The 23263-nt window shown below is 41.2% G+C and carries 17 protein-coding genes; 12 read left to right on the top strand and 5 right to left on the bottom strand.

From position 1 onward, the window contains the following. From xylA to dctA, 7 genes are all read left to right on the top strand, one after another. Window positions 1-1329, top strand: coding sequence for a xylose isomerase (gene xylA / locus K2F45_RS21810; RefSeq protein ID WP_070563699.1), 1329 nt, complete (start codon window positions 1-3; stop codon window positions 1327-1329). 51 nt (window positions 1330-1380) lie between these two features. After that, window positions 1381-3057 carry a sodium/sugar symporter gene (locus K2F45_RS21805; RefSeq protein ID WP_070563696.1) on the top strand — a complete coding sequence of 559 codons (1677 nt, stop codon included), beginning with the start codon at window positions 1381-1383 and terminating at the stop codon, window positions 3055-3057. Window positions 3058-3178: 121 nt separating this feature from the next. Beyond that, window positions 3179-5134, top strand: coding sequence for a gamma-glutamyltransferase family protein (locus tag K2F45_RS21800; protein WP_248932454.1), 1956 nt, complete (start codon window positions 3179-3181; stop codon window positions 5132-5134). Window positions 5135-5221: 87 nt separating this feature from the next. Then, complete coding sequence (locus tag K2F45_RS21795) at window positions 5222-5824, top strand: 2'-5' RNA ligase family protein (RefSeq protein ID WP_070563690.1); 603 nt, start codon at window positions 5222-5224, stop codon at window positions 5822-5824. An 84-nt stretch (window positions 5825-5908) separates the two neighbouring features. Beyond that, the gene (locus K2F45_RS21790) at window positions 5909-7786 is read left to right on the top strand and encodes an Nramp family divalent metal transporter (RefSeq protein ID WP_075993904.1); all 1878 of its coding nucleotides are present in this window, start codon (window positions 5909-5911) and stop codon (window positions 7784-7786) included. Window positions 7787-7906: 120 nt separating this feature from the next. After that, window positions 7907-9817, top strand: coding sequence for an amidophosphoribosyltransferase (locus K2F45_RS21785; protein ID WP_248932453.1), 1911 nt, complete (start codon window positions 7907-7909; stop codon window positions 9815-9817). A gap of 132 nt (window positions 9818-9949) precedes the next feature. Beyond that, on the top strand, window positions 9950-11212 hold the full coding sequence (dctA, locus tag K2F45_RS21780) for a C4-dicarboxylate transporter DctA (protein WP_075993903.1): 1263 nt from the start codon (window positions 9950-9952) through the stop codon (window positions 11210-11212). A gap of 223 nt (window positions 11213-11435) precedes the next feature. On the opposite strand, the gene lon is transcribed toward dctA, so the two are convergent. Then, entirely contained in the window at window positions 11436-13913 is a 2478-nt protein-coding gene (gene lon, locus K2F45_RS21775) for an endopeptidase La (protein ID WP_075993902.1), read from the bottom strand. 342 nt (window positions 13914-14255) lie between these two features. Here lon and K2F45_RS21770 point away from each other — a divergent pair, with 342 nt between their 5' ends. Continuing rightward, complete coding sequence (locus K2F45_RS21770) at window positions 14256-14912, top strand: tetratricopeptide repeat protein (RefSeq protein ID WP_075993900.1); 657 nt, start codon at window positions 14256-14258, stop codon at window positions 14910-14912. Window positions 14913-15172: 260 nt separating this feature from the next. Next, a complete protein-coding gene (locus K2F45_RS21765) occupies window positions 15173-15727 on the top strand; it encodes a ferritin (RefSeq protein ID WP_201667407.1) in 555 nt (184 codons plus the stop codon). A gap of 98 nt (window positions 15728-15825) precedes the next feature. Here the strand turns inward: K2F45_RS21765 and K2F45_RS21760 are convergent, their stop codons facing one another. The 4 genes from K2F45_RS21760 to gpmI all read right to left on the bottom strand — a co-directional run bounded on the left by K2F45_RS21760 (window position 15826) and on the right by gpmI (window position 20914). Further along, on the bottom strand, window positions 15826-18120 hold the full coding sequence (locus tag K2F45_RS21760) for a TonB-dependent receptor (RefSeq protein WP_248932452.1): 2295 nt from the start codon (window positions 18118-18120) through the stop codon (window positions 15826-15828). Window positions 18121-18283: 163 nt separating this feature from the next. Next, complete coding sequence (locus tag K2F45_RS21755; protein ID WP_248932451.1) at window positions 18284-18598, bottom strand: hypothetical protein; 315 nt, start codon at window positions 18596-18598, stop codon at window positions 18284-18286. A gap of 215 nt (window positions 18599-18813) precedes the next feature. Next, complete coding sequence (locus tag K2F45_RS21750) at window positions 18814-19401, bottom strand: hypothetical protein (protein ID WP_248932450.1); 588 nt, start codon at window positions 19399-19401, stop codon at window positions 18814-18816. Further along, window positions 19382-20914, bottom strand: coding sequence for a 2,3-bisphosphoglycerate-independent phosphoglycerate mutase (gene gpmI, locus K2F45_RS21745; protein ID WP_248932449.1), 1533 nt, complete (start codon window positions 20912-20914; stop codon window positions 19382-19384). Before gpmI ends, K2F45_RS21750 begins: the two co-directional genes overlap by 20 nt. Before the next feature lie 173 nt (window positions 20915-21087). Between gpmI and K2F45_RS21740 the strand changes: the two genes are divergently transcribed. From K2F45_RS21740 to plsY, 3 genes are all read left to right on the top strand, one after another. Then, on the top strand, window positions 21088-21546 hold the full coding sequence (locus K2F45_RS21740; RefSeq protein WP_248932448.1) for a DUF4783 domain-containing protein: 459 nt from the start codon (window positions 21088-21090) through the stop codon (window positions 21544-21546). Window positions 21547-21623: 77 nt separating this feature from the next. Then, window positions 21624-22481, top strand: a complete 858-nt coding sequence (gene nadC, locus K2F45_RS21735) for a carboxylating nicotinate-nucleotide diphosphorylase (protein ID WP_075993894.1) — start codon at window positions 21624-21626, stop codon at window positions 22479-22481. A 15-nt stretch (window positions 22482-22496) separates the two neighbouring features. Then, window positions 22497-23147, top strand: coding sequence for a glycerol-3-phosphate 1-O-acyltransferase PlsY (gene plsY / locus K2F45_RS21730; RefSeq protein ID WP_075993893.1), 651 nt, complete (start codon window positions 22497-22499; stop codon window positions 23145-23147). The last annotated feature ends 116 nt before the right edge of the window (window positions 23148-23263 follow it).

The raw sequence follows: 23263 nt of genomic DNA, 5'->3' as shown, positions 1-23263 counted from the left end.
ATGAATATTATCAAAGGGAAAAAGGAATTTTTCAAGGGCGTTGGCCAAATTCAATTCGAAGGAAAAGACAGCACAAATCCATTGGCTTTCCGTTATTATAATCCAAAACAAATTGTTGGTGGCAAGACCATGGAAGAGTATTTTAAATTTGCCTGTTCATACTGGCATTCTTTCAACGGTAACGGATCTGATCCATTTGGCGGACCGACACATCAATTTCCATGGGATGAAAGCAACGACGTAATCACGAGGGCAAAAGATAAAATGGATGCAGCATTCGAATTTATTAGTAAAATAAACATACCCTATTATTGCTTTCATGATGTGGACTTAGTTGATTATTCGGATAATGTGGTTGAAAATGAAAAACGTCTGTCAACTATCGTTGATTATGCGAAGGAAAAACAACAGGAAAGCGGTATAAAATTGCTTTGGGGAACAGCCAACCTTTTTAGCCATAAACGCTATATGAATGGAGCTGCAACTAACCCTGATTTTCATGTTCTTGCACATGGTGGCGCACAGGTAAAGGCAGCCTTGGACGCAACGATTGCTCTTGGTGGTGAAAATTATGTGTTCTGGGGTGGAAGAGAGGGGTATATGAGCCTTTTAAATACCAATATGAAGCGTGAGCAGGAACATCTTGCACAGTTTTTACATATGGCCAAGGATTATGCCCGCAAAAATGGTTTCAAAGGAACTTTCTTTATCGAGCCGAAACCATGTGAGCCTACAAAACATCAATACGATTATGATGCGGCTACTGTGCTGGGCTTCCTGCGTCAGTATAATCTTTTGGAAGATTTTAAATTAAATTTAGAGGTAAACCATGCGACATTGGCCGGACATACGTTCCAGCATGAGCTACAGGTTGCTGTAGATGCAGGTAAATTGGGCTCCATTGATGCTAACCGTGGTGATTATCAAAATGGATGGGATACGGATCAATTTCCGAATGATATTAATGAATTGACCGAAGCCATGTTGATTATTTTAGAAGGTGGTGGATTCCAAGGTGGAGGTGTGAATTTTGATGCCAAAATACGCCGCAACTCGACAGATCCTGAAGATTTGTTTTATGCACATATCGGTGGTATGGATCTTTTTGCACGCGCGCTTATTACGGCAGATCGTATCTTGCAAGACTCGGATTACAAAAAAATACGGGCCGATCGTTATGCTTCTTTTGATACAGGCCATGGTGCATCATTTGAAGAATTGACATTGACCCTGGAGAACTTAAGGGATTTAGCAGTGGAATTAGGTGAGCCGAAAACGATTAGTGGTAAACAGGAGTATTTAGAAAATTTGGTTAATAGATATATATAGTTCTAAAAATATTTCTATATTAGGCGATCAAATTAAACCAATTACCAATACATGAATAATTATTTAAGCACAAAAGATTACATCGTTTTCCTGATATACTTTGTTATTGTAGCAGGTTATGGATTATGGGTGTATTATCGCAAGAAATCTGAATCTGTAGGTTCCAAAGACTATTTTTTGGCTGAGGGGTCATTGACTTGGTGGGCTATCGGAGCTTCACTTATTGCGTCCAATATTTCGGCCGAGCAATTTATCGGTATGAGCGGTTCCGGATTTAAGATGGGATTGGCTATTGCGACTTACGAGTGGATGGCTGCCATTACACTGATTGTCGTTGCGGTATTTTTTATCCCGGTATACTTAAAGAACAAGATCTTTACGATGCCACAGTTTCTCCATAAACGATATAATGGGACTGTTGCGATGATCATGGCCGTTTTCTGGTTATTGTTGTATGTTGTCGTTAATTTGACATCTATCCTCTATTTGGGAGCCATTGCGGTAAGTAGTATTTCCGGTATCAGTCTGGATGCCTGTATGTATGCCATTGCGATTTTTGCTGTGATCATTACATTGGGGGGAATGAAAGTAATCGGTTATACGGATATTATTCAGGTTTTCTTTTTGGTATTGGGTGGTTTGGCGACCACTTACCTAGCCTTGAACCTCGTTTCAGAGCACTATGGTGGCTCAGGAGTACTGGAAGGCTATCACTTGATGACCGAAAAAGCTTCAGACCACTTTCATATGATTCTGGATCGTAAAAATGAGAACTATCTCGATTTACCGGGGCTAACCGTATTGATTGGCGGTATGTGGATCGTTAATTTGAATTACTGGGGGTGTAATCAATACATCACGCAACGCGCGCTTGGAGCAGATTTGAAAACCGCGAGAAACGGTATCTTGTTTGCCGCATTTCTGAAGTTATTAATGCCTATCATTGTCGTGTTGCCGGGTATTGCAGCCTATGTCATGTGGAAAGATGGCTTGTTCCAAAATGAAATGATGCAACATGGTGAGGTAAACCCTGACCACGCTTATCCAGTTTTGTTGAATTTATTGCCAGCAGGTTTAAAAGGCTTGTCTTTTGCGGCATTAACAGCTGCAGTGGTCGCTTCTTTGGCAGGTAAAGCAAACAGTATCGCAACAATCTTCTCCTTGGATATTTATAAAAAAGTATTCAATACAGAAGCATCGGATAAGAAATTGGTCAATATCGGCAAGCTAACTGTTGTGGTTGCCATGATTTTGGGTGTGCTGATTGCTCCACATTTGGGTATTGATAAAAAAGGTGGATTCCAATATATTCAAGAATATACGGGTTTTGTATCTCCAGGTATTTTTGCGATGTTCATTTTAGGATTCTTCTGGAAGAAAGCAACTTCAAATGCGGCTTTGTTTGCAACAATTGGAGGTTTTATTTTCTCCATCATCTTCAAAAAATTGCCGGATTGGGTCGATCTGTCATTCTTGTCATCGACAGGTTTCTCTGTTCCAAATCCAACAACAGGAGTCTACGAAATTCCATTTTTGGATAGAATGGGATTCGTCTTCGTGATCTGTATTATCGGTATGATTCTCATCAGTATTGTCGACAATAAGCGTGGTGTCGTGCCAGCTGGATTGGAAGTTGATACCACGATGTTTAAACCACACCGGGCGTTTTTGGTCATTGCATTGATCGTAGCGCTATTGGTTACAGCATTATATTCTATTTATTGGTAATCCAATAGCAAATAAGATTTTAAAAACTCCTATCAATCTCGGTTGATGGGAGTTTTTTGTTTGTTTTAAAAATACCTATCTTGGTTTTACTAAAACCATTGCTTAACGAAAGATTGCTGCTATGAAAAGAAGATCCCCCTTGCTACTGATGACGCTGTTTGGATTGCTCACTACCTGTACGCCGATGCTGAGTTCCGCCCAGCGTACACAAAAACCACCTTTACATGGAAAACATTGGATGGCTATTACGGGTAAGCCCTTGGCGGCAACAGCGGGTGCCCAGCTATTTCAACAAGGGGGAAATGCGGTGGACGCTGCTTGTGCAATGCTCGCAGCAACCTGTACGATGTGGGATGTACTGAGTTGGGGCGGAGAGACGCAGGCCTTAATTTATCATCCGAAACTAAAGAAGGTCATTGCGATAAATGCTTTGGGGGTAGCACCCAGTGGAGCGACAGTCGATTTTTTTAGATCAAAGGGCTACGAATTTCCACCAGAATATGGTCCTCTTGCTGCTGTCACACCGGGTACACCCGGCGGATTGTGCTATATGTTGGCTCATTATGGAACGAAAAGTCTAGCAGAAGTATTAGCTCCTGCTCTTGAAATGGCTGCAGGGTACCCGATTGACGCGCAAACTGCAACGAGTATTGAACGTGGCAAAGAGCGCATTAAAGAATGGCCGTACAGTAAAAAGGTATTTTTAGTACATGAAGGTAAATCCTGGGAAGCTCCCGAGGCGGGAGAGGTTTTCGTGCAGCAGGATCTGCATAAGACCCTGTCCAAATTGGTAGAAGCCGAAAAGCAGGCTCTTGCGGCGGGAAAAGACCGGAAAGCTGCAATCATGGCTGCTTATGACCGGTTTTATACCGGCGATATTGCAGATGAATTTGTCCGTGGCAGTAAGGAGCAAGGTGGCTTAATCACGAAAGCAGACTTAGCCAATTGGAAACCCATTGAGGAGGAACCATTGCATGTCAATTATAAGGGCGTTGACGTGTATAAATTACAAGAATGGACACAGGGACCGGCCATGCTACAGAGTTTGCAGTTGCTGAAAAACTTCGATCTAAAGGCAATGGGTTATAATTCTGCTTCTTATATTCATACACTCTATCAGGTTATGAACTTGGCCTTTGCCGATCGGGATTTTTATTACGGTGATCCCTACGGTAAACCTAAGACACCAATTCAAGGCCTTTTGAATGAGTCCTATGCCAAGACTAGGGCCGCAACCATTGATCTTAAGCAAAATAACCCGAATGTACTTCCCGGAGACCCTTATCCCTACGAAGGTAAGCAGAATCCGTATCTTTCGTTACTAGAGCAGCGTAAGAAAGAGTTTACGCCACATACGGAGCTGAAAAATGATTTTGTCCCTAAACATGACGCACGCTCAAGTTCGTCGCGAACGGAATTGCCAAAAACAGCTCTTTTGGCATCTTTAACGGTGGATAGTGCTTATGTCGACCGTTTATTGCGGGGAACCACAAGCGTTGAAGCTGCGGATGAAGAAGGTTGGGTCGTTTCGATCACACCAAGTGGTGGTTGGCTCCCTGCCTGTATTGCCGGGAATACCGGGGTGGGCATGAGCCAACGTTTGCAGAGTTTTGTCTTAGATTCGTTGATTAACCCGTTCAATGTGGTCGAGCCGGGCAAAAGACCGCGTGTAACACTCACCCCTTCGATGGCGTTGAAAAACGGAAAACCTTACCTTTCTTTTGCTGTGCAGGGAGGAGATACACAGGATCAAAACCTATTGCAGTTTTTCTTGAATATGGTCGAGTTTGGTATGACGCCACAACAAGCCAGCGAAGCGGCCAATATCAACAGTAACCAGCTTTGGTTATCGCTGGGAGGAACGAAGACCGACGATCGAAAACCGCGCTCAGGTAGCCTTCTATTGGATAAAAATACAGCACCAGCAATTATCGAACAATTAAAGAAAATGGGGTATAGCATACAACTCGGTGATCGTACCAGTGGACCTATAAATGCTATTTATTTCGACCAGCAGCACCATACACTTTGGGGCGGCAGTAGCAACAACGGGGAGGACTATGGCATCGGGTGGTAGTTTGTCATTAGCCTGCTGCTAGGTTTTGGTTTTGTTATCTCCGCGGTATTTGTTATCTTACCTACTGATCGGAAACTGATTTTTGTTATGGAGGGTAGTGTCAATAAATATTCGTTTGTTTTTCAGCCTGATGAAGCTGGTATTGTCTTGGTAGATGGCCTGAAGCGGCGATTACGTGCATCGTTAGCCGAACTGTTTCCCGACAAAAACAAAGGCTGGTATCCCAGTTGCAATTCCAAAGCCCATGTAACGATATGTGCTTTTGAAGCAGATGGGAGTAAACTGAAAATGGCTATTGAGGCTTTGCAGGAGACTATGGTCTATGAGCGTAGTCAGTATGTTTATTTCGATCATTTTTCGTCATTTGCCGGTGGTGCTTTCTATATTGCACCGACAGTACATGCCCGCAGTTATCTCAAGGACCGGGCGCGGAAGGTTGTTCAAACTTTATCGGAGTTTGATTTGATCGAGATTAGCGACGAACCCCATATTTCGATTGGACGACGTCTGGAGCCAGAACAGCTTGAAATTGCAAAAGAACAATTGCGGTCTGTCGACCTGAGCTTTATGTGCAAGGGCGTTCATGTGCGGCAGTTTAAACCTGATTTAGGTCAGTATGAGATCATTGATTTTATACAGTTTGGCAACCAATCGAAGGAAAATTCTGGCCAGCTGGCATTTAAATTCTAATAATATCGCGGTTTAATTGCCTAATAATATAAAGCTTTTTATCTTTAAGGCTGACAATAGACGATATTGCACTTACAGTACTTTATGCATTACGACGAATCTCATCATAAATCCCTATCTGATATCCATGAAAGTGTAGATGTCAATCAAGGGAAATCCAAATTTAAGAAGATACTTAGTTTCTTTGGTCCAGCTTATCTCATTAGTGTGGGGTATATGGATCCAGGTAACTGGGCTACCGATCTTGCTGGAGGAAGCCAATTTGGGTATACCCTGATTTGGGTGCTGTTGATGAGTAATATCATGGCGCTAGTTCTACAGAATCTATGTGCCCGTCTAGGTATTGTACGCGGTAAAGACCTTGCGCAGTGTAACAGGGAAACCTATCCTAAACGAATGAATTTTGTGCTCTATGTGCTTGCTGAAATTGCGATTGCGGCCTGTGACCTGGCGGAGGTTTTGGGTATGGCAATCGGTCTTAACCTCCTTTTCGGCATTGATCTGCTCTGGGGGGTAATGATCAGTTTTGCAGATACCTTCTTATTGCTCTATCTTCAGAAGCTGGGGATGCGGAAAATGGAACTTTTTATCATTGGACTCATCGCGCTTATTGGCATGTGTTTCATGGTAGAAATGTTTTTGGCGAAACCGGATTTTGCAGAGGTAGCCACTGGATTTATACCCAGTATCCCGAATAGTGCCGCACTATATATTGCCATAGGCATTATAGGCGCGACCGTCATGCCGCATAATCTATATTTGCACTCGGCTCTTGTACAGACAAGGAAGATTGACCGGAATGAGGTTTCGATCCGAAAATCGCTCAAGTATAACTTTTGGGATAGTGCCATTGCCTTGAACCTGGCATTTTTGGTGAACGCAGCAATATTGATTCTTGCAGCCTCTGTTTTTCACAAAAACGGTATGCATGACGTTGCCGAACTTGAAGATGCTTATCACCTATTGGGCAATCTTCTTGGAACGGAATGGGCCTCAAAATTGTTTGCTGTTGCCTTGATTCTTGCCGGACAGAGCTCAACGGTGACGGGAACCCTAGCCGGTCAGATTGTGATGGAGGGATACCTTCGATTGCGGATTAGTCCGACTTTGCGAAGGATTATAACCCGGCTTTTGGCGATTATCCCGGCTGTATTGGTGATACTTATTTCGGGTGAAGGTCGCGTTGGACAGCTGCTGATCTTTAGTCAGGTGATCTTGAGTATGCAGCTCGCTTTTGCCGTCATCCCGCTGATCCATTTTGTGAGCGATAAAGTCAAGATGGGTTCTTTTGCCATTAAACCGCTAACAAAAATTGCGGCCTGGCTGATAGCGGCCATTATCGCTGTTTTGAATTTTAAATTGGTCTACGACGAAGTGGTCGGCTGGATTGGTGAAGCCGATAATATTGTGGTAACGGTATTATTGCTGATGGGGGCGATGGGCTTATTCGTCTTGCTTATCATGACTGTATTATACCCCATTTTACTCAAATCGAAACCAACGGAGCTGGAAGTTCACCCACCATTCGAGGCATTGCATTTTGAACATAAGGGCTCTTTTAAGAAAGTTGTGATCGCGTTGGATTTCTCAAATTCAGATCAGAAAGTAATTCAATATGCTTTACAGTTGTCGCATGACGACACGACCTTTGTCGTTGTACATATTGTTGAGAGTGCATCGGTGAAATATACCGGGGAGTCGACGGATGATTACGAATCGCGTCAGGATTTGGAACGGCTGAAATTGTATGCTGATTTTCTATTGTCGCAAGGACATCAAACTGAATATGAACTGGGATACAATAACCGGATCAAGAGTATTGCAGAAGTATGTGAAAAATACGGTGCCGATCTGCTGGTTGTTGGAAGCCATGGGCACAGTGGTGTGAAGGATTTTGTTTTTGGTGAGACCGTTAACAAGCTGCGACATGCGGTGAAAGTCCCTGTTTTTATCGCCCAATAGGCCTTAAGGAGCTATTCGAAAGAGCCTCTGTCTATTCACTGTAATTTTATTGCTGAAAAAGTGAGCGGAGCGATCGCTAAGTGCTAAATAATTCTTATTTTTGCGACATCAAATCAAGATATGAGCGACGCTATTAAACACGAGTGCGGAATCGCACTAATTCGCCTGTTAAAACCCTTATCTTATTATCAGGAAAAATATGGTACGCCATTTTATGGCATCAACAAATTGTACCTATTAATGGAAAAACAGCACAACCGTGGACAAGACGGGGCTGGAATTGCAACCATTAAATTTGATGTTAAACCTGGAAATCGTTACATTTCGCGTTACAGAGCAATGGGCTCAACTGCTGTGGCAGACATATTCGAATATGTACAGAAAAAATTTGCTTCTGTTCAGAAAGCATTTCCAGAAGAGTCAAAAGATACGCAATGGTTAAAAGATAACGTAAGTTTTACGGGAGAAGTACTTTTAGGACATTTGCGCTATGGAACGCATGGAAAGAACAGCATCGAAAGCTGTCACCCATTTTTAAGACAAAACAATTGGATGTCTCGTAATTTGGTGGTAGCGGGTAACTTCAACATGACCAATGTGGATGAATTGTTGCAACAATTATATGAGTTGGGACAACATCCAAAGGAAAAAGCAGATACCGTAACCGTTTTGGAAAAAATTGGCCATTTCTTAGATGATGAGAACCAGGATCTTTTCGATCAATTCAAAAAAGAAGGTCATTCTAATATTGAGATCAGCTCGCTGATTGCTAAAAATATTGATGTTACCAAAATATTGAAGCGTTCGGCCAAAACTTGGGATGGCGGTTACACCATCGCAGGTATCTTTGGTCACGGTGATGCTTTTGTTATGCGCGACCCAGCTGGTATCCGTCCGGCGTTTTATTATCAGGATGAGGAAATCCTGGTTGTAGCATCGGAAAGACCGGTCATCCAAACTGCATTCAATATTCCTATTGGTGCTGTGAAGGAAATTAAACCAGGCCATGCCTTGATCGCTAAAAAAGATGGTACAGTATCCCAAGAGATGTTTAGACAGCCCGTAGGACAACGTTCTTGTTCTTTCGAACGGATTTACTTCTCACGTGGATCAGATGCTGATATCTATCAAGAACGTAAAGAATTGGGTAGATTACTGGTACCTCAGGTATTGGAATCTGTTAAAAATAATATCAAAAATACCGTATTCTCGTTTATTCCAAATACAGCTGAAGTATCTTACTATGGCTTAATGGATGGTATCAATACCTATGTTCGGGATTTTCAAAAAGATACTTTATTGAATCGCTCAGAAAAAATTTCTGATGAAGAATTGGATGAGATCTTGAGTATTAAACCTCGTTTTGAAAAACTTAACGTGAAGGACGCTAAACTACGTACGTTCATTACGCAAGATGCGGACCGTACAGACATGGTACAGCACGTATACGATACAACTTACGGTATTGTAAAGGATCACGAAGATACGATCGTTGCCATTGATGACTCGATTGTTAGGGGAACAACATTGAAACAAAGTATTTTAACGATCCTGGATCGTTTGAATCCGAAAAAAATCGTGATTGTTTCATCTGCGCCTCAGATCCGTTACCCAGATTGTTATGGTATCGATATGTCACGTATGGGTGAGTTTGTCGCTTTCGAAGCCGCAATTAATCTCCTAAAACAACGTGGTATGGCACATATTATCGATGAAGTTTATCAAAAATGTGTGTTATCAATGACTCAGGATGTTAATGATATCGATAATTATGTCAAAGCGATCTACGCACCTTTTACTGATGAAGAGATCTCGGAAGAAATCGCCCGAATCGTAAGACCTCACCACCTGAAAGCAGAGCTTGAAGTAGTTTATCAGACTTTGGATAATTTACACAAAGCTTGTCCAGATCATAAGGGTGATTGGTATTTCTCCGGTGATTACCCAACACCTGGTGGAAACAAGGTTGTCAATAAAGCTTATATGAACTGGATTGAAGGAAAGAATGTAAGAGCATATTTCAGCAGCTAAGTTCAAAATTATAATAGGAAGGGATGCATTTATGCATCCCTTTTTTTTTATATTCGTACCAATTAATTTCAATATCCTAAATTAAAAAACCGATTAAAGCAAGGGAAATTACTGTCCGTAAATAAATCTATCATGAAGCATATTTTTAAGAGCCTCTATTTTCAAGTCATCGTGGGTATACTTATGGGGATCATCTGTGGTATCTATTACCCCGATTTTGCTGTTAAACTAAAACCATTAGGAGATGCTTTTATTAAACTGATCAAGATGGTTATTGCGCCATTGATTTTTAGCTCCATTGTGATCGGGATAGCGGGCATGCAGGATACAAAAAAAGTGGGGAAAATCGGTTTAACCTCCATTATCTATTTCGAGATCATGACAACGATTGCCCTGATTATCGGTTTGGTCTTTGTTAATTGGATACAGCCGGGTACTGGCATGAACGCCGATCCAGCTAGTCTTGATGTATCTTCGGTATCTCATTATATTTCAGAATCCAAAGAGCCACATAGTTTTATGGATTTTATCATCGGGATCATTCCAGGTAATGTGATAGCTGCGGTAGCGTCGGACAACATGTTGCAGGTACTCGTTTTTGCAGTGCTATTTGGGATCGGTATGACAAAAATAGGGCAGAAAGCTTCTGAGCCTGTGCTCAATGTATTGCAATCTTTTCTGAAGGTTCTCTTCTCCATTATCAAAATGATCATGTACCTGGCTCCAATCGGGGCAATGGGAGCAATGGGTTTTACGATCGGTAAGTTTGGAATCCAGGCCTTATCTAAACTCGGTATGCTGATGTTGAGCTTCTACCTGACCTGTTTTATCTTCGTGATCATCGTGATTGGGGCCGTATTGTATTTTTATCTCAAGGTGAATGTTTTTAAGTTTTTAAAATATATCAAAGAAGAGATTTTAATCGTTTTGGGGACTTCCTCATCCGAGTCGGCGTTGCCGGGCATTATGCAGAAGATGGAAGATGCGGGCTGTGCTAAACCTGTTGTGGGTTTAGTGATCCCCACGGGTTATTCTTTCAATCTGGATGGGACAAGTATCTATCTGACTATGGCAGCGGTCTTTATTTCGCAGGCCCTCAATATGCATCTCAGTCTGGAGCAGGAAATTACCTTATTGCTGGTATTGCTATTGACCTCCAAAGGTGCTGCAGGCGTAACAGGAAGTGGTTTCGTTACCCTTGCTGCGACTTTGCCTGTAGTTGGCCATGTACCGGTAGAATCTGTCGCTTTGATCTTTGGTGTGGATCGTTTTATGAGTGAAGCAAGGGCGATAACCAATTTGATCGGAAATTCAGCGGCAACGCTGGTGATTTCAAAATATGAAGATAGTTTGGACGAGGAGCTCCTACATGAAAAGTTAGGTTCTAAGCGATGATATCCGCAATCAAAAGCTATGATAAAAGAAGCTTGGCTCCAACAAAGAATTGTTTGAAAAGTCAGCTCAAACCGTTTAAGAATAGCTGATAAGGTTTAGTAAGGGGAGTAGGTATAATGAGGGAATACGTAAAATCTGTGAGGGGAATACGTATTCATTATACAACAAATGGGCTATCCAATTTTGGATAGCCCCTTTCTATTCAAAACCTTTCAGGTATCTATTAATTCTCTTTTTTGGTATTTTCTAAATCTTGTGTCAGATCGATGGCGCCAGTTACTTTTTCTTCCAATAGCGCGAGTTTGATTACCTGCGACATTTCAGTCACATAGTGGAACTGCATGTCTTTGATATAATCTTCCTTGATTTCCAAGATGTCTTTTTCATTGGATTTACAAAGGATAATATCTTTGATGTTCGCACGTTTTGCAGCAAGGATTTTCTCCTTAATACCGCCAACAGGCAATACTTTTCCACGTAAGGTAATTTCACCTGTCATGGCTAATTTCTCCTTCACTTTACGTTGAGTAAATAGCGATGTCAGTGCGGTAAGCATTGTTATACCAGCTGAAGGACCATCTTTTGGAATGGCACCCGCAGGAACGTGGATATGGATATCCCAATGGTCGAAAACGCGGTAATTAATGCCGAAATCCGAAGCATGGGCTTTCAGGTAGGCTAGTGCTATCGACGCAGATTCTTTCATGACATCACCCAAATTACCTGTCAGGCTCAAACGTCCTTTTCCAGGGCTCAGCGAAGATTCTATAAATAAGATATCGCCACCTACGGAAGTCCAGGCCAAACCCGTTACGACACCGGCAACATTGTTATTTTCATAAATGTCCTTATCAAATATTGGAGCACCTAGGATATCAAGCAGATCCTGTTCGTTAATACTCGGACTGTAATCCTTTTCCATGACAATGCGTGTTGCAATACCACGTACGACAGAGCCGATCTTTTTTTCTAATCCGCGGACACCAGATTCACGTGTGTAATCCTCGATAATCTGTTCGATGATCTTAGCTTTTAACGAGACATCTTTGGCAGCCATTCCATGCATTTCGCGTTGTTTTGGCAAAAGGTGTTTTTTCGCGATTTCGATTTTCTCCTCGATGGTATAACCATTCACTTCGATAATTTCCATCCGATCCAATAACGCTGGTTGAATAGCGCTCAAAGAATTGGCTGTCGCAATAAACATCACTTTGGAAAGGTCAAACTCCATTTCGACATAGTGATCATAGAAATGTGTGTTTTGTTCCGGATCTAATACCTCCAATAAGGCCGACGAAGGATCCCCTTTGAAATCCGCGCTCATTTTATCGATTTCGTCCAAAATAAAAACCGGATTTGCGGCTCCTGCTTTTTTCAGGGACTGGATGATACGGCCCGGCATTGCGCCGATATAGGTTTTGCGGTGTCCTCTGATTTCTGCCTCATCGCGCACACCACCCAAGGCCATACGGGTATATTTACGCCCCAATGCTTTGGCAATAGATCTTCCCAAAGAAGTCTTACCGACTCCCGGAGGGCCTACTAAACAAAGAATAGGTGCTTTCATATCATTTTTTAATTTCAATACAGCAAGGTATTCAATGATACGTTTTTTTACTTTCTCAAGCCCATAATGATCTTTATCGAGCACTTTTTGTGCTTTGTTTAAATCAAAATTGTCTTTTGTTGTTTCATTCCAGGGTAGATCAAGTAGTAGCTCAAGGTAATTGAGCTGTACCGAATAATCTGCAGCCGCAGGATTGATACGCGATAGCTTTTCGAGTTCTTTTGTGAAATGTTTTTCGACATCAACACTCCATTTCTTTTTCTTACCCCGTTTTTTAAGCTCTTCCAGCTCAAGATCAGGCGTGTTTCCACCCAGCTCTTCCTGGATTGTTTTGAGCTGTTGGTTCAAGAAATAATCACGTTGTTGCTTGTCAAGGTCGACACGTACTTTATTCTGGATCTGGTGCTTTAGTTCCAGCATCTGGATTTCTGTCGTCAGGAGCTCCAATAAAAGTTTGGCACGATTCTCTACTTTAGGTATTTGAAGTAGTTCCTGTTTTCTGACCATTTCGACATTGATATTCGACGAAATAAAGTTGATCAGAAACGAAGGGCTTTCAATATTTTTAATCGCGATACCAGCTTCACTAGGTAAGTTTGGCGAAAGCTGGATGATCTGCAGTGCCATTTCTTTTAAGGTAGAAATTGTCGCTTTAAAGTGCTTGGTCATCTTCGGCTTCGCTTCATTGAATTTCTCCACACGTGCCTTTAAATAAGGTTCAGTTTCGACAATTTCCAACAAGTTGAACCGTTGTTTTCCCTGGATGATGACGGTGGTATTACCATCAGGCATTTGGAGGACCTTAATGATATGAGCTACGGTGCCCACTTTATTTAGTTCTTCAAATCCTGGGTCCTCTACAGTCATGTCCTTTTGAGAAACAACACCGATGGTTTTGCTGCCTTTATAGGCTTCTTTGACCAGTTTGATGGATTTATCTCGACCTACGGTAATCGGAATGACAACACCGGGAAATAATACGGTATTACGCAAAGGCAAAATAGACAATGCTTCTGGAATTTCAGCATTCGCCATATTATCTTCATCCTCTTGTGTAAGTAGGGGGAAGAATTCGGTATCCTCTGCAACGATTGGAATTGCTTGACTGAAATCAAAAGTTTCGAATTTGCTCATAGTATTTATTTTGTGTATTTGGCAGTCGCTGACATGTTGACGGCTGACTTTCAAATTTTAAGCTTCTATTATTGTTTCCCCTATATTGCAAGGGAAGTGCCAATTGCTAAAAGTGAGCAAAATTACAAATCTATTTTCTAGAATAGGAAAAAAAGGCAGGTTAAATAAAATTTATCTGCCATTTGTTGGAGAAATAGGCATAATAATTGTAATATTGGAATGTGAAAGGGCGCCGATGGCAGTTTTTAAGTTTAAAGAAATCAATCGGATGCTTTTTTACAGATGTAGAAACGATCACAAGTGATCATTAAAGAGTGAATATAAAAACGTAACTATTTAGATATGAATTTAAAATCATTTAAATTGGGTTTGTTTACTGGGGTTTTTGCTTTAGTTGCTTTTAGCGCGAATGCACAACAACCAAAACAGGCTGAGCATAGCAACGCTAATGTGAGAATGGGGCAGAAAGCTCTTTTGGATGGTGATTTCAAGAATGCAGAGTCATACTTGACTAAAGCCCTCCCTCAAGAAGGGAAAGATCCGGACGTATTATATATGTTGGGATATTCTCAATTTCAAAATGGTGACTATAAAAAATCAGCTGAAACTTTTGGAAAAGTAGTTGCATTGAACGGTAAAAATGCAAATGCTTTATACTTCAAAGCGAAAGCAACAAACAATCTTGCTACTCAATCCACAAATAAGACATCTGTTGCTAACAAAGAGCAGTTGTTGAAAGTTGCTATTGAGGATTATTCAAAAGCAATTGCCATTACGCCGACTGATTCGAAATTCTATCAAAATAGAGCGATCGCTAATCGCGATTTAGGTATCTTGATCGGAACGGAGGGTACGCCTAACTACAATAAGGCAATGGCAACTGACGCTTATAACAATGCAATCAAGGATTACGAAAAAGTGTTGAGCTTTGATGCATCGAAAAAAGATATCCAAACAGAAATCAAAAAAGCGAAAGTATATAGAGATAACTTGAAATAGTATCGCTATAAAAGCATAGAAAAAGGGAATGCCAATGGTATTCCCTTTTTCTATGCTTATTAATTTTGTACCTATTGATTTTATAACTATTGATTTGTGCCGGTTGAAATGTACTTGTTGGAATGTAACGGTTGGAATATGCCTGTCACAAATGAGGTCCAGTTTCATTTAAAGGGGCGAATTTTCGACAGTTTTTCTTCGATAAATTTCAAACGAAATAAGCACTGAAACTGTTCTTTTCCTAAATCAAAATGAATATTATGGAAACGAATCGATTGTCAAAGGAAATGCAGCAAATTTTAATCAGTCAGATGACAAAAGAGGCTGAAGCTGCACAGATTTATTTGGCGTTGGGGGTATGGGCAGATGATCAGGGTTATGGCGGAATCGCCAATTTTCTGTATAGACATGCCCAGGAAGAGCGAAATCACATGACTAAAATTATGGGTTATATTCTTGAAAGAGGTGGCCGCCCCAGAATACAGGCTATTGCAGCGCCGCCCGCGGACCCGCAATCGCTGACCGAATGCTTTAATCGCGTTTTTAAACACGAAGTCGATAATACCGAAGCGATCTATAACATTGTCAATTTAGCGTTGGCTGAGAAGGACTGGGCAACATGGAACTTTGCACAGTGGTTTGTTAAGGAACAGATCGAGGAAGAGAAGTTAGCATTGGAATTGATTGATAAGTTGAAAATCGCTGGTGGTGACCGAGCTTCAGATGAATCCTTGTTTGCGTTGGATTCCTCCTTGGAAGCCATGCCCGATGAAGTGGCCTTGGCAAGGGAAGCAACAGCGGATGACCCCAAATAAGCATAAAATAGAAAAGCGGGATCTTGAAGATCCCGCTTTTCTATTTTGCCATGTACTAATCTTAATCGATCTCACGATCATTTATTATCAGGCTTAATTTACTTGATGCTCAATGGCAGATACACACCGAAGGTGATGTTTCTACCCATATTGTAGACACCAAAGCTCGTGTCTTCCTGTGAAAGACGTCCTGGGCGCAATCGGCTCAACGCATCGTAATAACGTTTGTTGGTCAAGTTTGAAGCTGCTGCAAATACTTTCAGTTGCTGCGATCCGAGATGTAATGTCGTACCGATTCCTGCGTTCAATAAAGTATACGAGTTTGCTGGCGTTTCGAAGGTTTCATCGATGCGGCTCTGTTTGAAATAATTGTCCAGCCCCACAGAAACGTAGAAAGCATTCAAACCGCTAATCTTGGGCTCAAGACGCAATGTATTGTGTACAACACCAGCTGGAATCAATGCCAAGGGTCTGTTAAAGGTATTGTTCTGTGCATGGGTATAGCTAAATGTATTATCCAGGTGTATCCAGTTTAACAAATGAAAATTCAGGCTTCCTTCGACACCGTAAAGATTGGCGTTTACCTGGCCATAGCGATATACGTCGTAGGTATGCGAATCGCCATCTTCACCCACCACTGTTTTCATGTCGCCTTTTGTTGTTGAGGCATAGATAAAGTTGTGGATATAGTTTTCATAGATTCCGATACTTCCGGTAACGATGCTATGTCCAAACTCGAGGGTTGCATCCGCTTGGTAACTTCTTTCGGGTTGCAGGTTTTCATTACCAACTTCATAGCGGTACGTTCCTTCGTGTACCCCGTTGGAACCTAATTCTGCCGGATTAGGAGCTCTAAAAGCCGAACCGGCATTCGCTTTGAAATTGAGGTCTTCGCTGAAAATATGGGTATATCCAAGCGCTCCACTAACATTGCTGAAGCTATTTTTAAAACCAGCGAACTGCTCTTCGTCTTCAATAAAGAGCTGCTTGCCTTTGTTGTTGACGTAGTCATAGCGTAATCCGACGTTAAAGGTGTTTTCGCCCCAGGTTTTCTTTGCATAGCCAAAAGCGCCCAATTCCAACTGATCATAGGCCGGAATTAAGAATTCAACACCTTTATTTAAACTGTGTTCCTGGCTAGCACTAATACCAAAGACATGTTGCCAGCCATTTTTTTCACTTAAAGAATATTTTGCGTCAAGTGAATATGTATTCAGGTCAAAGAATAAAGAAGGTGTTGCTTCTTCGAGCTCCCGACGTTGATTTTTTTGATAGCCCAGATCAAGTTTTAAAGTACCGGAACCGATGACAAAGTTATTGTTGAGGGCCAGTTTGTAATGGCGGATGTCCTGCTTGGGGAAATCTAAGGTCCGGCTTTTTGAGTTTATGTAAAGTGGGTCACCAGGTTCGGCGTCGTAAAAGCCGATATTATTTTTCAGGTATGAAAAATTCAGATGAGAGTAGCCCCATTGCTTGTTTAGCCCGAGCATACCACTAAAATTACTGGTATTAAAACCACTATTGCCATATCGTCCTGCGGGCGTGTTATAAGAATAGGCGTTTTGATAAGAACCACGCCCACGCCATACGAAGCCATTTTCGTTACCGGTAAGCATAACCGAACTATTGGTTAGTCCGTTGTTGGTGGAGTAGCTGCTCAATACTTCACCTTTAATTTGCCCAGCTGTAGGAACATTTGGTTCAAGCACATTGATTACACCGCCAATAGCATCAGATCCGTACATCAAAGAGGCTGCACCACGCAGGACCTCCACACGATCCGGTTGATTTTGGTCGATTTCAATACCATGTTCGTCGCCCCATTGCTGTCCCATCTGTTTGACACCATCGCTCACCGTGACGACACGATTATAACCGAGTCCCCGTATAACAGGTTTTGAAATGCCTTGTCCCGTTGTGATCTGGCTTAGTCCGGGAACTTGTCGGGCAAGAGCATCAATAAGATTCGTCGCATTTCCCTGCAGTTCATCTTTGGAGATTACAGCAACCGAGGTACTGTTACGCCGGCTCTGCGAAGTGACCAATGTACCTGTAACGACGACTTCATTGGTTTCAATAATACTTTCGGTTAGGGCGAAATCGAGGGAAAGATTTTCCGAAGTTAAATCAACGGTCTTGACAACGGACTGATAGCCCAAGAAACGGACCTCAACCAGGTAGCGTCCACTTGAAGGAAGTGATTTAAAGCTATAATGACCTTGTTGGTCTGATGCGGTGCTCGAACGAAGCTGTTGCAGTGATATTGTAGCACCAGCAATGGGAAGATTTGTTTTGGCGTCCGTTACTTTACCGCTAATTGTTGCGGCAAGGGCCGGAAATATGGAGAAATAGGAGACAAGCATAAAAATGCAGCCTATAATTTTAAGTTTCATCTGTACGAATAATTTTTACGTATATATAACATCAAGGATAACAGCAGCCCAATAACTCATCGTATAAATCCTTGAGACTGTCAAGTTCTAAAAACTTTTATGAAGTCGTTTGTCGCAATAATGAGAAGAGTATATGAATAACATTATTGGACTTAAGTAAAAACTAACAGATGGGGGGACCACGATTGCCAGAAAGTAGTGATCGAATAATTTGATCTCCCGTGATAAACAGGCCAAATTCGACCTGGCGTGTCGGGAGTATTAATTCGCGTAGCGTAAAATGAAAAACAATTTGTGGATGTGAATTTTGGTCACAGATGGAACACTTCGGATGGTCTGCATGGTGTTTTTTTGCAGGACTGTCTACGATACTGAGTGCAGTTTGCGGATGCGCATGGGTATACACAATGAACTGACCAATTAAGAAGGTCATTAAGAGCATGAATGCTGCGAATTTGTTCAATGAGATATCTTTCACGCTGAAATCACTACGTTTAAACCCATTTATCCGTTGAGTAATTTTGTTAATCTGGTCAAAGATAAGGAAAATAAAATATAAAGCAATTGTGTTGCATTTATTATTGTTGTGACATTTTATAAATGTTCGCTTAAAAGATAAATTGAATTTACAGAAAAGCCCTCAAAAATGGATGCTATTCTTGAGGGCGCTGTGTATGGTACTGATCAGGCGGTCTATTTTTTGGAAGGAATAAACTTGCCTTCAATTTCGTATTGATTGGCATCCAAACCTTGGACATCCTGCAGTTTGACAATTCGATAAAGCGAGTCAGTATAATAGTCTAATTTTTCTTGACTATCGTATAAGGTATTTGTTATCTTTTTATCGATATGGATGTGTTTTACCTTTTCGTTTTTGTCAAACTCGATGCGCAGTTTCTGTATCTGCAGTTCTTTCTTTTTAGCTGTAAATTCTGTCACACAGTCTGCAGCTTTGACTTCATACAGTGATGGATCGAAGTTTTTGCTGATATCGGCAGCTTGAAAAGCGGAGAGTTCATTTTTCCAGCTGCCAATTTTTAGTTCGCGTTGCTCTTTCTCACCGTCTTTGCTGACAGATTTCAGAACTGCGGGATTGAGCTGCTGCAAGCGATTGACTTCGGCATTAAAAAACGAATCGACAGAAAATATAGCTGTAGATTTTTGTGTTTTTTTTGTCGCGGATGGTGATCCACAGCTCCAAAAAAGCAGAGCACTGCCCATAAGAAGGGAAAGTGCTCTGCTGCTATTTTTAAGTAAATTATTATTCTGATACCAATACATTTCCTGTCATTTCAACGGGGATATTGACGCCTAAAAGTTGTAAGACGGTTGGGGCAATATCACCTAATTTACCATCTGCTATTTTCTTATACTGATCGTCAATTAAGATACACGGAACCAAATTGGTTGTGTGTGCCGTATTTGGTGATCCATCTTCATTGACCATAAACTCGGAGTTACCATGATCGGCCAAAATAATAAAGGAGTAACCATTTTTAAGGCCTGTTTCAACAACCGTTTTTGTACATTGATCAACAGTTTCTACCGCTTTTATGACAGCTTCAAAAACACCTGTGTGACCTACCATGTCTGGGTTTGCAAAATTCAGACAGATAAAATCTGGTTGAAGGGTCTCCATGTCGTTGACGATAGCTTCTGTAATTCCTTTGGCAGACATCTCCGGTTGAAGATCGTAAGTCGCTACTTTGGGAGATGGAACCAACAAGCGGTTTTCACCTTCAAACTGTTGTTCACGACCTCCTGAAAAGAAAAATGTCACGTGCGGATATTTCTCTGTTTCGGCAATACGCGTTTGTGTTTTATGGTTTGCCTCCAACACTTCACCTAAAGTATTGGACAAGTTGTCTTTTTGGAAAACAACTCTGACATTTTGAAATGTTTCATCGTAAGAGGTCATTGTCACATAATATAGATCTAATGGTTGTAGATCATATTCTGGAAATGCCTTTTGTGTCAACGCAATTGTAATCTCGCGGCCACGATCCGTTCTGAAGTTGTAACAGAATACTACATCACCTTCTTGGATTGTTGCCACTGGCGCACCATTTGAGTCTACCAATGCAATTGGTTTCACAAATTCATCGGTTACACCTTCGTCGTATGATTTTTGGATCGATGCAACAAGGTCATTGGATTTTTCACCTTCCGCTTTTACCAAAAGATCGTATGCTAATTTTACACGTTCCCATCTGTTGTCGCGGTCCATCGCATAATATCGGCCTATTGCAGAGGCAAAAGTGCCTGTTGTCGTCTTTAAATAGTCTTGTAAGTCCTTAACATAACCAATGCCGGAGTTTGGATCCGTATCACGGCCATCTAAAAATGCATGTATAAAAACTTGGTCACTTGTCAAGCCGGCCTGTTTTGCAGCATCACATAAGCCTTTTAAGTGCTTTGTATGCGCATGTACACCACCATCGGAAAGTAATCCGATTAAATGTACCTTTTTGTTATTTTCCAATGCATATTTAAATGCGTCTTGAATAATAGGGTCCGAATTGAATACACCGTCATTGACAGCTTTGTGAATACGACCCAATTCTTGATAGACGATTCTTCCGGCGCCAAGATTCATGTGACCAACCTCCGAGTTTCCCATCTGTCCGGCAGGTAAGCCTACAGCTTCACCCGAAGCCTCTAAGCTCGAGTTTGGATAAGCTTCTAATAAATGATCTAAAAATGGTGTGTTTGCAGCTTCAACTGCATTTGATTTATCATGTTTTCCATATCCTAGTCCGTCTAGGATCATGAGTGCAACTTTTTTCTTATTCATCGTATAACAAAGATAATCTTAATTTTAGAATCTATCAACGCATCTTAAAAAGTTCCCTTGTTAATCCCTAATAATTTTATAGGTTTGTGGCATAATTTATGTTCGGTAAAAAAACGGAGCTACCTAATGATTGATATGGATGATAGAAGCTGTTCTATAATATGTTGAGCTATATGAAATTTTTAAGCTATTGCGCATTTATACTTATTAATAGTCTTTTTGTACACACTGCGGCCTTCGGGCATTATTTAAGAGAAGTAAATACAGTGGTAAAGGTAGCTTTGCCAGGTAATGATGATTCTTTAGGAAGTATTTCAGAGGAACTGAAATCATATTTGAAAGAAGGTAACGCAAAAAATATGGCTAAGTATTTCGGTTCAAACTTGACCTTATCTATTTTGGGGGAGAATGGCGTCTACACAAAGTATCAGTCAGAAATCATGTTGGCGGCATTTTTTAATCAGCATAAACCCAAGACTGTTAAATTAATGCAAGCCAGCAATGCGAACAATGGCTATCAATATTTTACCTTTACATTAGCTACAGAACAAACAAACTATCGTGTCTTTATTAAGATCGGCGTAGGAAATAATAACCAATCTATTGAAGAGCTAAGAATCGACAAAAATTAAAGCTAGCGATGCTTTTTTTATAAATCTATTTTTCGATTAAAAAATTATTCCACATCTTAGCCCAATAAATAGTATTTATGGAGAAGGAAATCAAGGACTATCTGGCCCATTTTGTAAAACAGGCTGTCGCGGAGGATTTGGGCGATGGAGATCATACCTCACTTTCTACGATTGAAACTGGGGCACAAGGTGAAGCCAAATTGATTGTTAAGGATAATGGTATTTTAGCAGGGGTTGAAGTGGCGCAGGCGATTATTGCCTATATCGACGATACGTTGGCCTGCGAGGTGTTTATCAACGATGGAAGTCAGGTTAAAGTAGGTGATATTGCTTTCTATGTGAGGGGAAATATCCAAAGTATTTTGCTGGCAGAGCGTTTGGTGCTGAATGTCATGCAGCGTATGAGTGGCATAGCGACAACTACCCGAAAATACGTAGACCTTCTCAAAGGTACAGATACGAAAGTTTTGGATACCCGGAAAACGACACCCTTATTGCGTGTCTTGGAGAAAGAAGCCGTTCGTATAGGAGGTGGGACCAATCATCGTTTTGGCCTTTTTGATATGATTTTAATTAAGGACAATCATGTGGACTATAGTGGCGGTATTGTACCAGCTCTAAAGCGCGCAAATGATTACAGAAAGAACCTAAATAAACCAATAGAAATAGAAATTGAAGTCCGAAATTTTGCGGAGCTTGATGAAGTTCTTAACTTTGGCGAAGTGGACCGAATCATGTTAGATAATTTTTCGCCGCAGGATGTAGCCAAAGCTGTTCAGATTATTGACCATCGATTCAAGACAGAGGCCTCTGGGGGAATAACTTTCGACACGATCCGATTGTATGCGGAGGCTGGGGTAGATTATATTTCAGTAGGTGCTTTGACACACAGTGTAAGGAGCCTGGATCTTAGTCTGAAGGCCAAATTAATATAAGAACTGATTTAATTAATGATATCAATTTATTTAGTAACTGCAGTATTACTAGCTTATTTGTTTGGTTCCATACCTACAGCCGTTTGGTTGGGACAGGCATTTTATGGGGTAGATGTTCGTGAGTACGGTAGCGGTAATGCTGGGGCGACTAACACCTTTCGCGTATTGGGCCCTAAAGCGGGATCGATCGTGATGTTTGTAGATATATTTAAAGGCTGGACAGCAACAAACCTGGCTTATTTAATAGAACTGGGGCAAAATACGAGCGATGTCCAATTTGTTAACTTTCAGTTGGCACTTGGCGTTATTGCGGTATTGGGGCACTTGTTTCCTGTGTTTGCGGGATTTAGAGGTGGAAAAGGGGTGGCAACCTTGTGTGGTATGATCCTCGCTATACATACACCTGCCGCTTTGGTCTGTGTTTCTGTGTTTATCATCATCCTGCTGACAACACATTATGTTTCGTTGGGTTCCATTTCAGCAGGTTTTGCATTTCCCTTTAGTTTGGCCTTTATTTTTAAAACAACGATACCTTCTGTGCTGCTTTATGGGATAGCCATCTGTATCCTGTTGTTAATTACCCACCAAAAGAATATAGAGCGTCTGTTAAAGGGACATGAATCCAAGATTTATCTCTTTAAGAAAAAGCCGAAGGAAAAAGAATAGGCACAATAATTGCATCCGCTATAACGTATTTAATAATTTATTGTGAAATATCCATGTTGGAAAAGCTTTAGGCCGATCACCAGCGCACGGATATTCCATATGGCCATTGAAAGAAA

This window comes from Sphingobacterium siyangense (genome assembly GCF_023277505.1).
Classification (GTDB): domain Bacteria; phylum Bacteroidota; class Bacteroidia; order Sphingobacteriales; family Sphingobacteriaceae; genus Sphingobacterium; species Sphingobacterium siyangense.
Note: the sequence above shows the minus strand (reverse complement) of the source record. Positions and strands in the feature narration are given on the sequence as shown.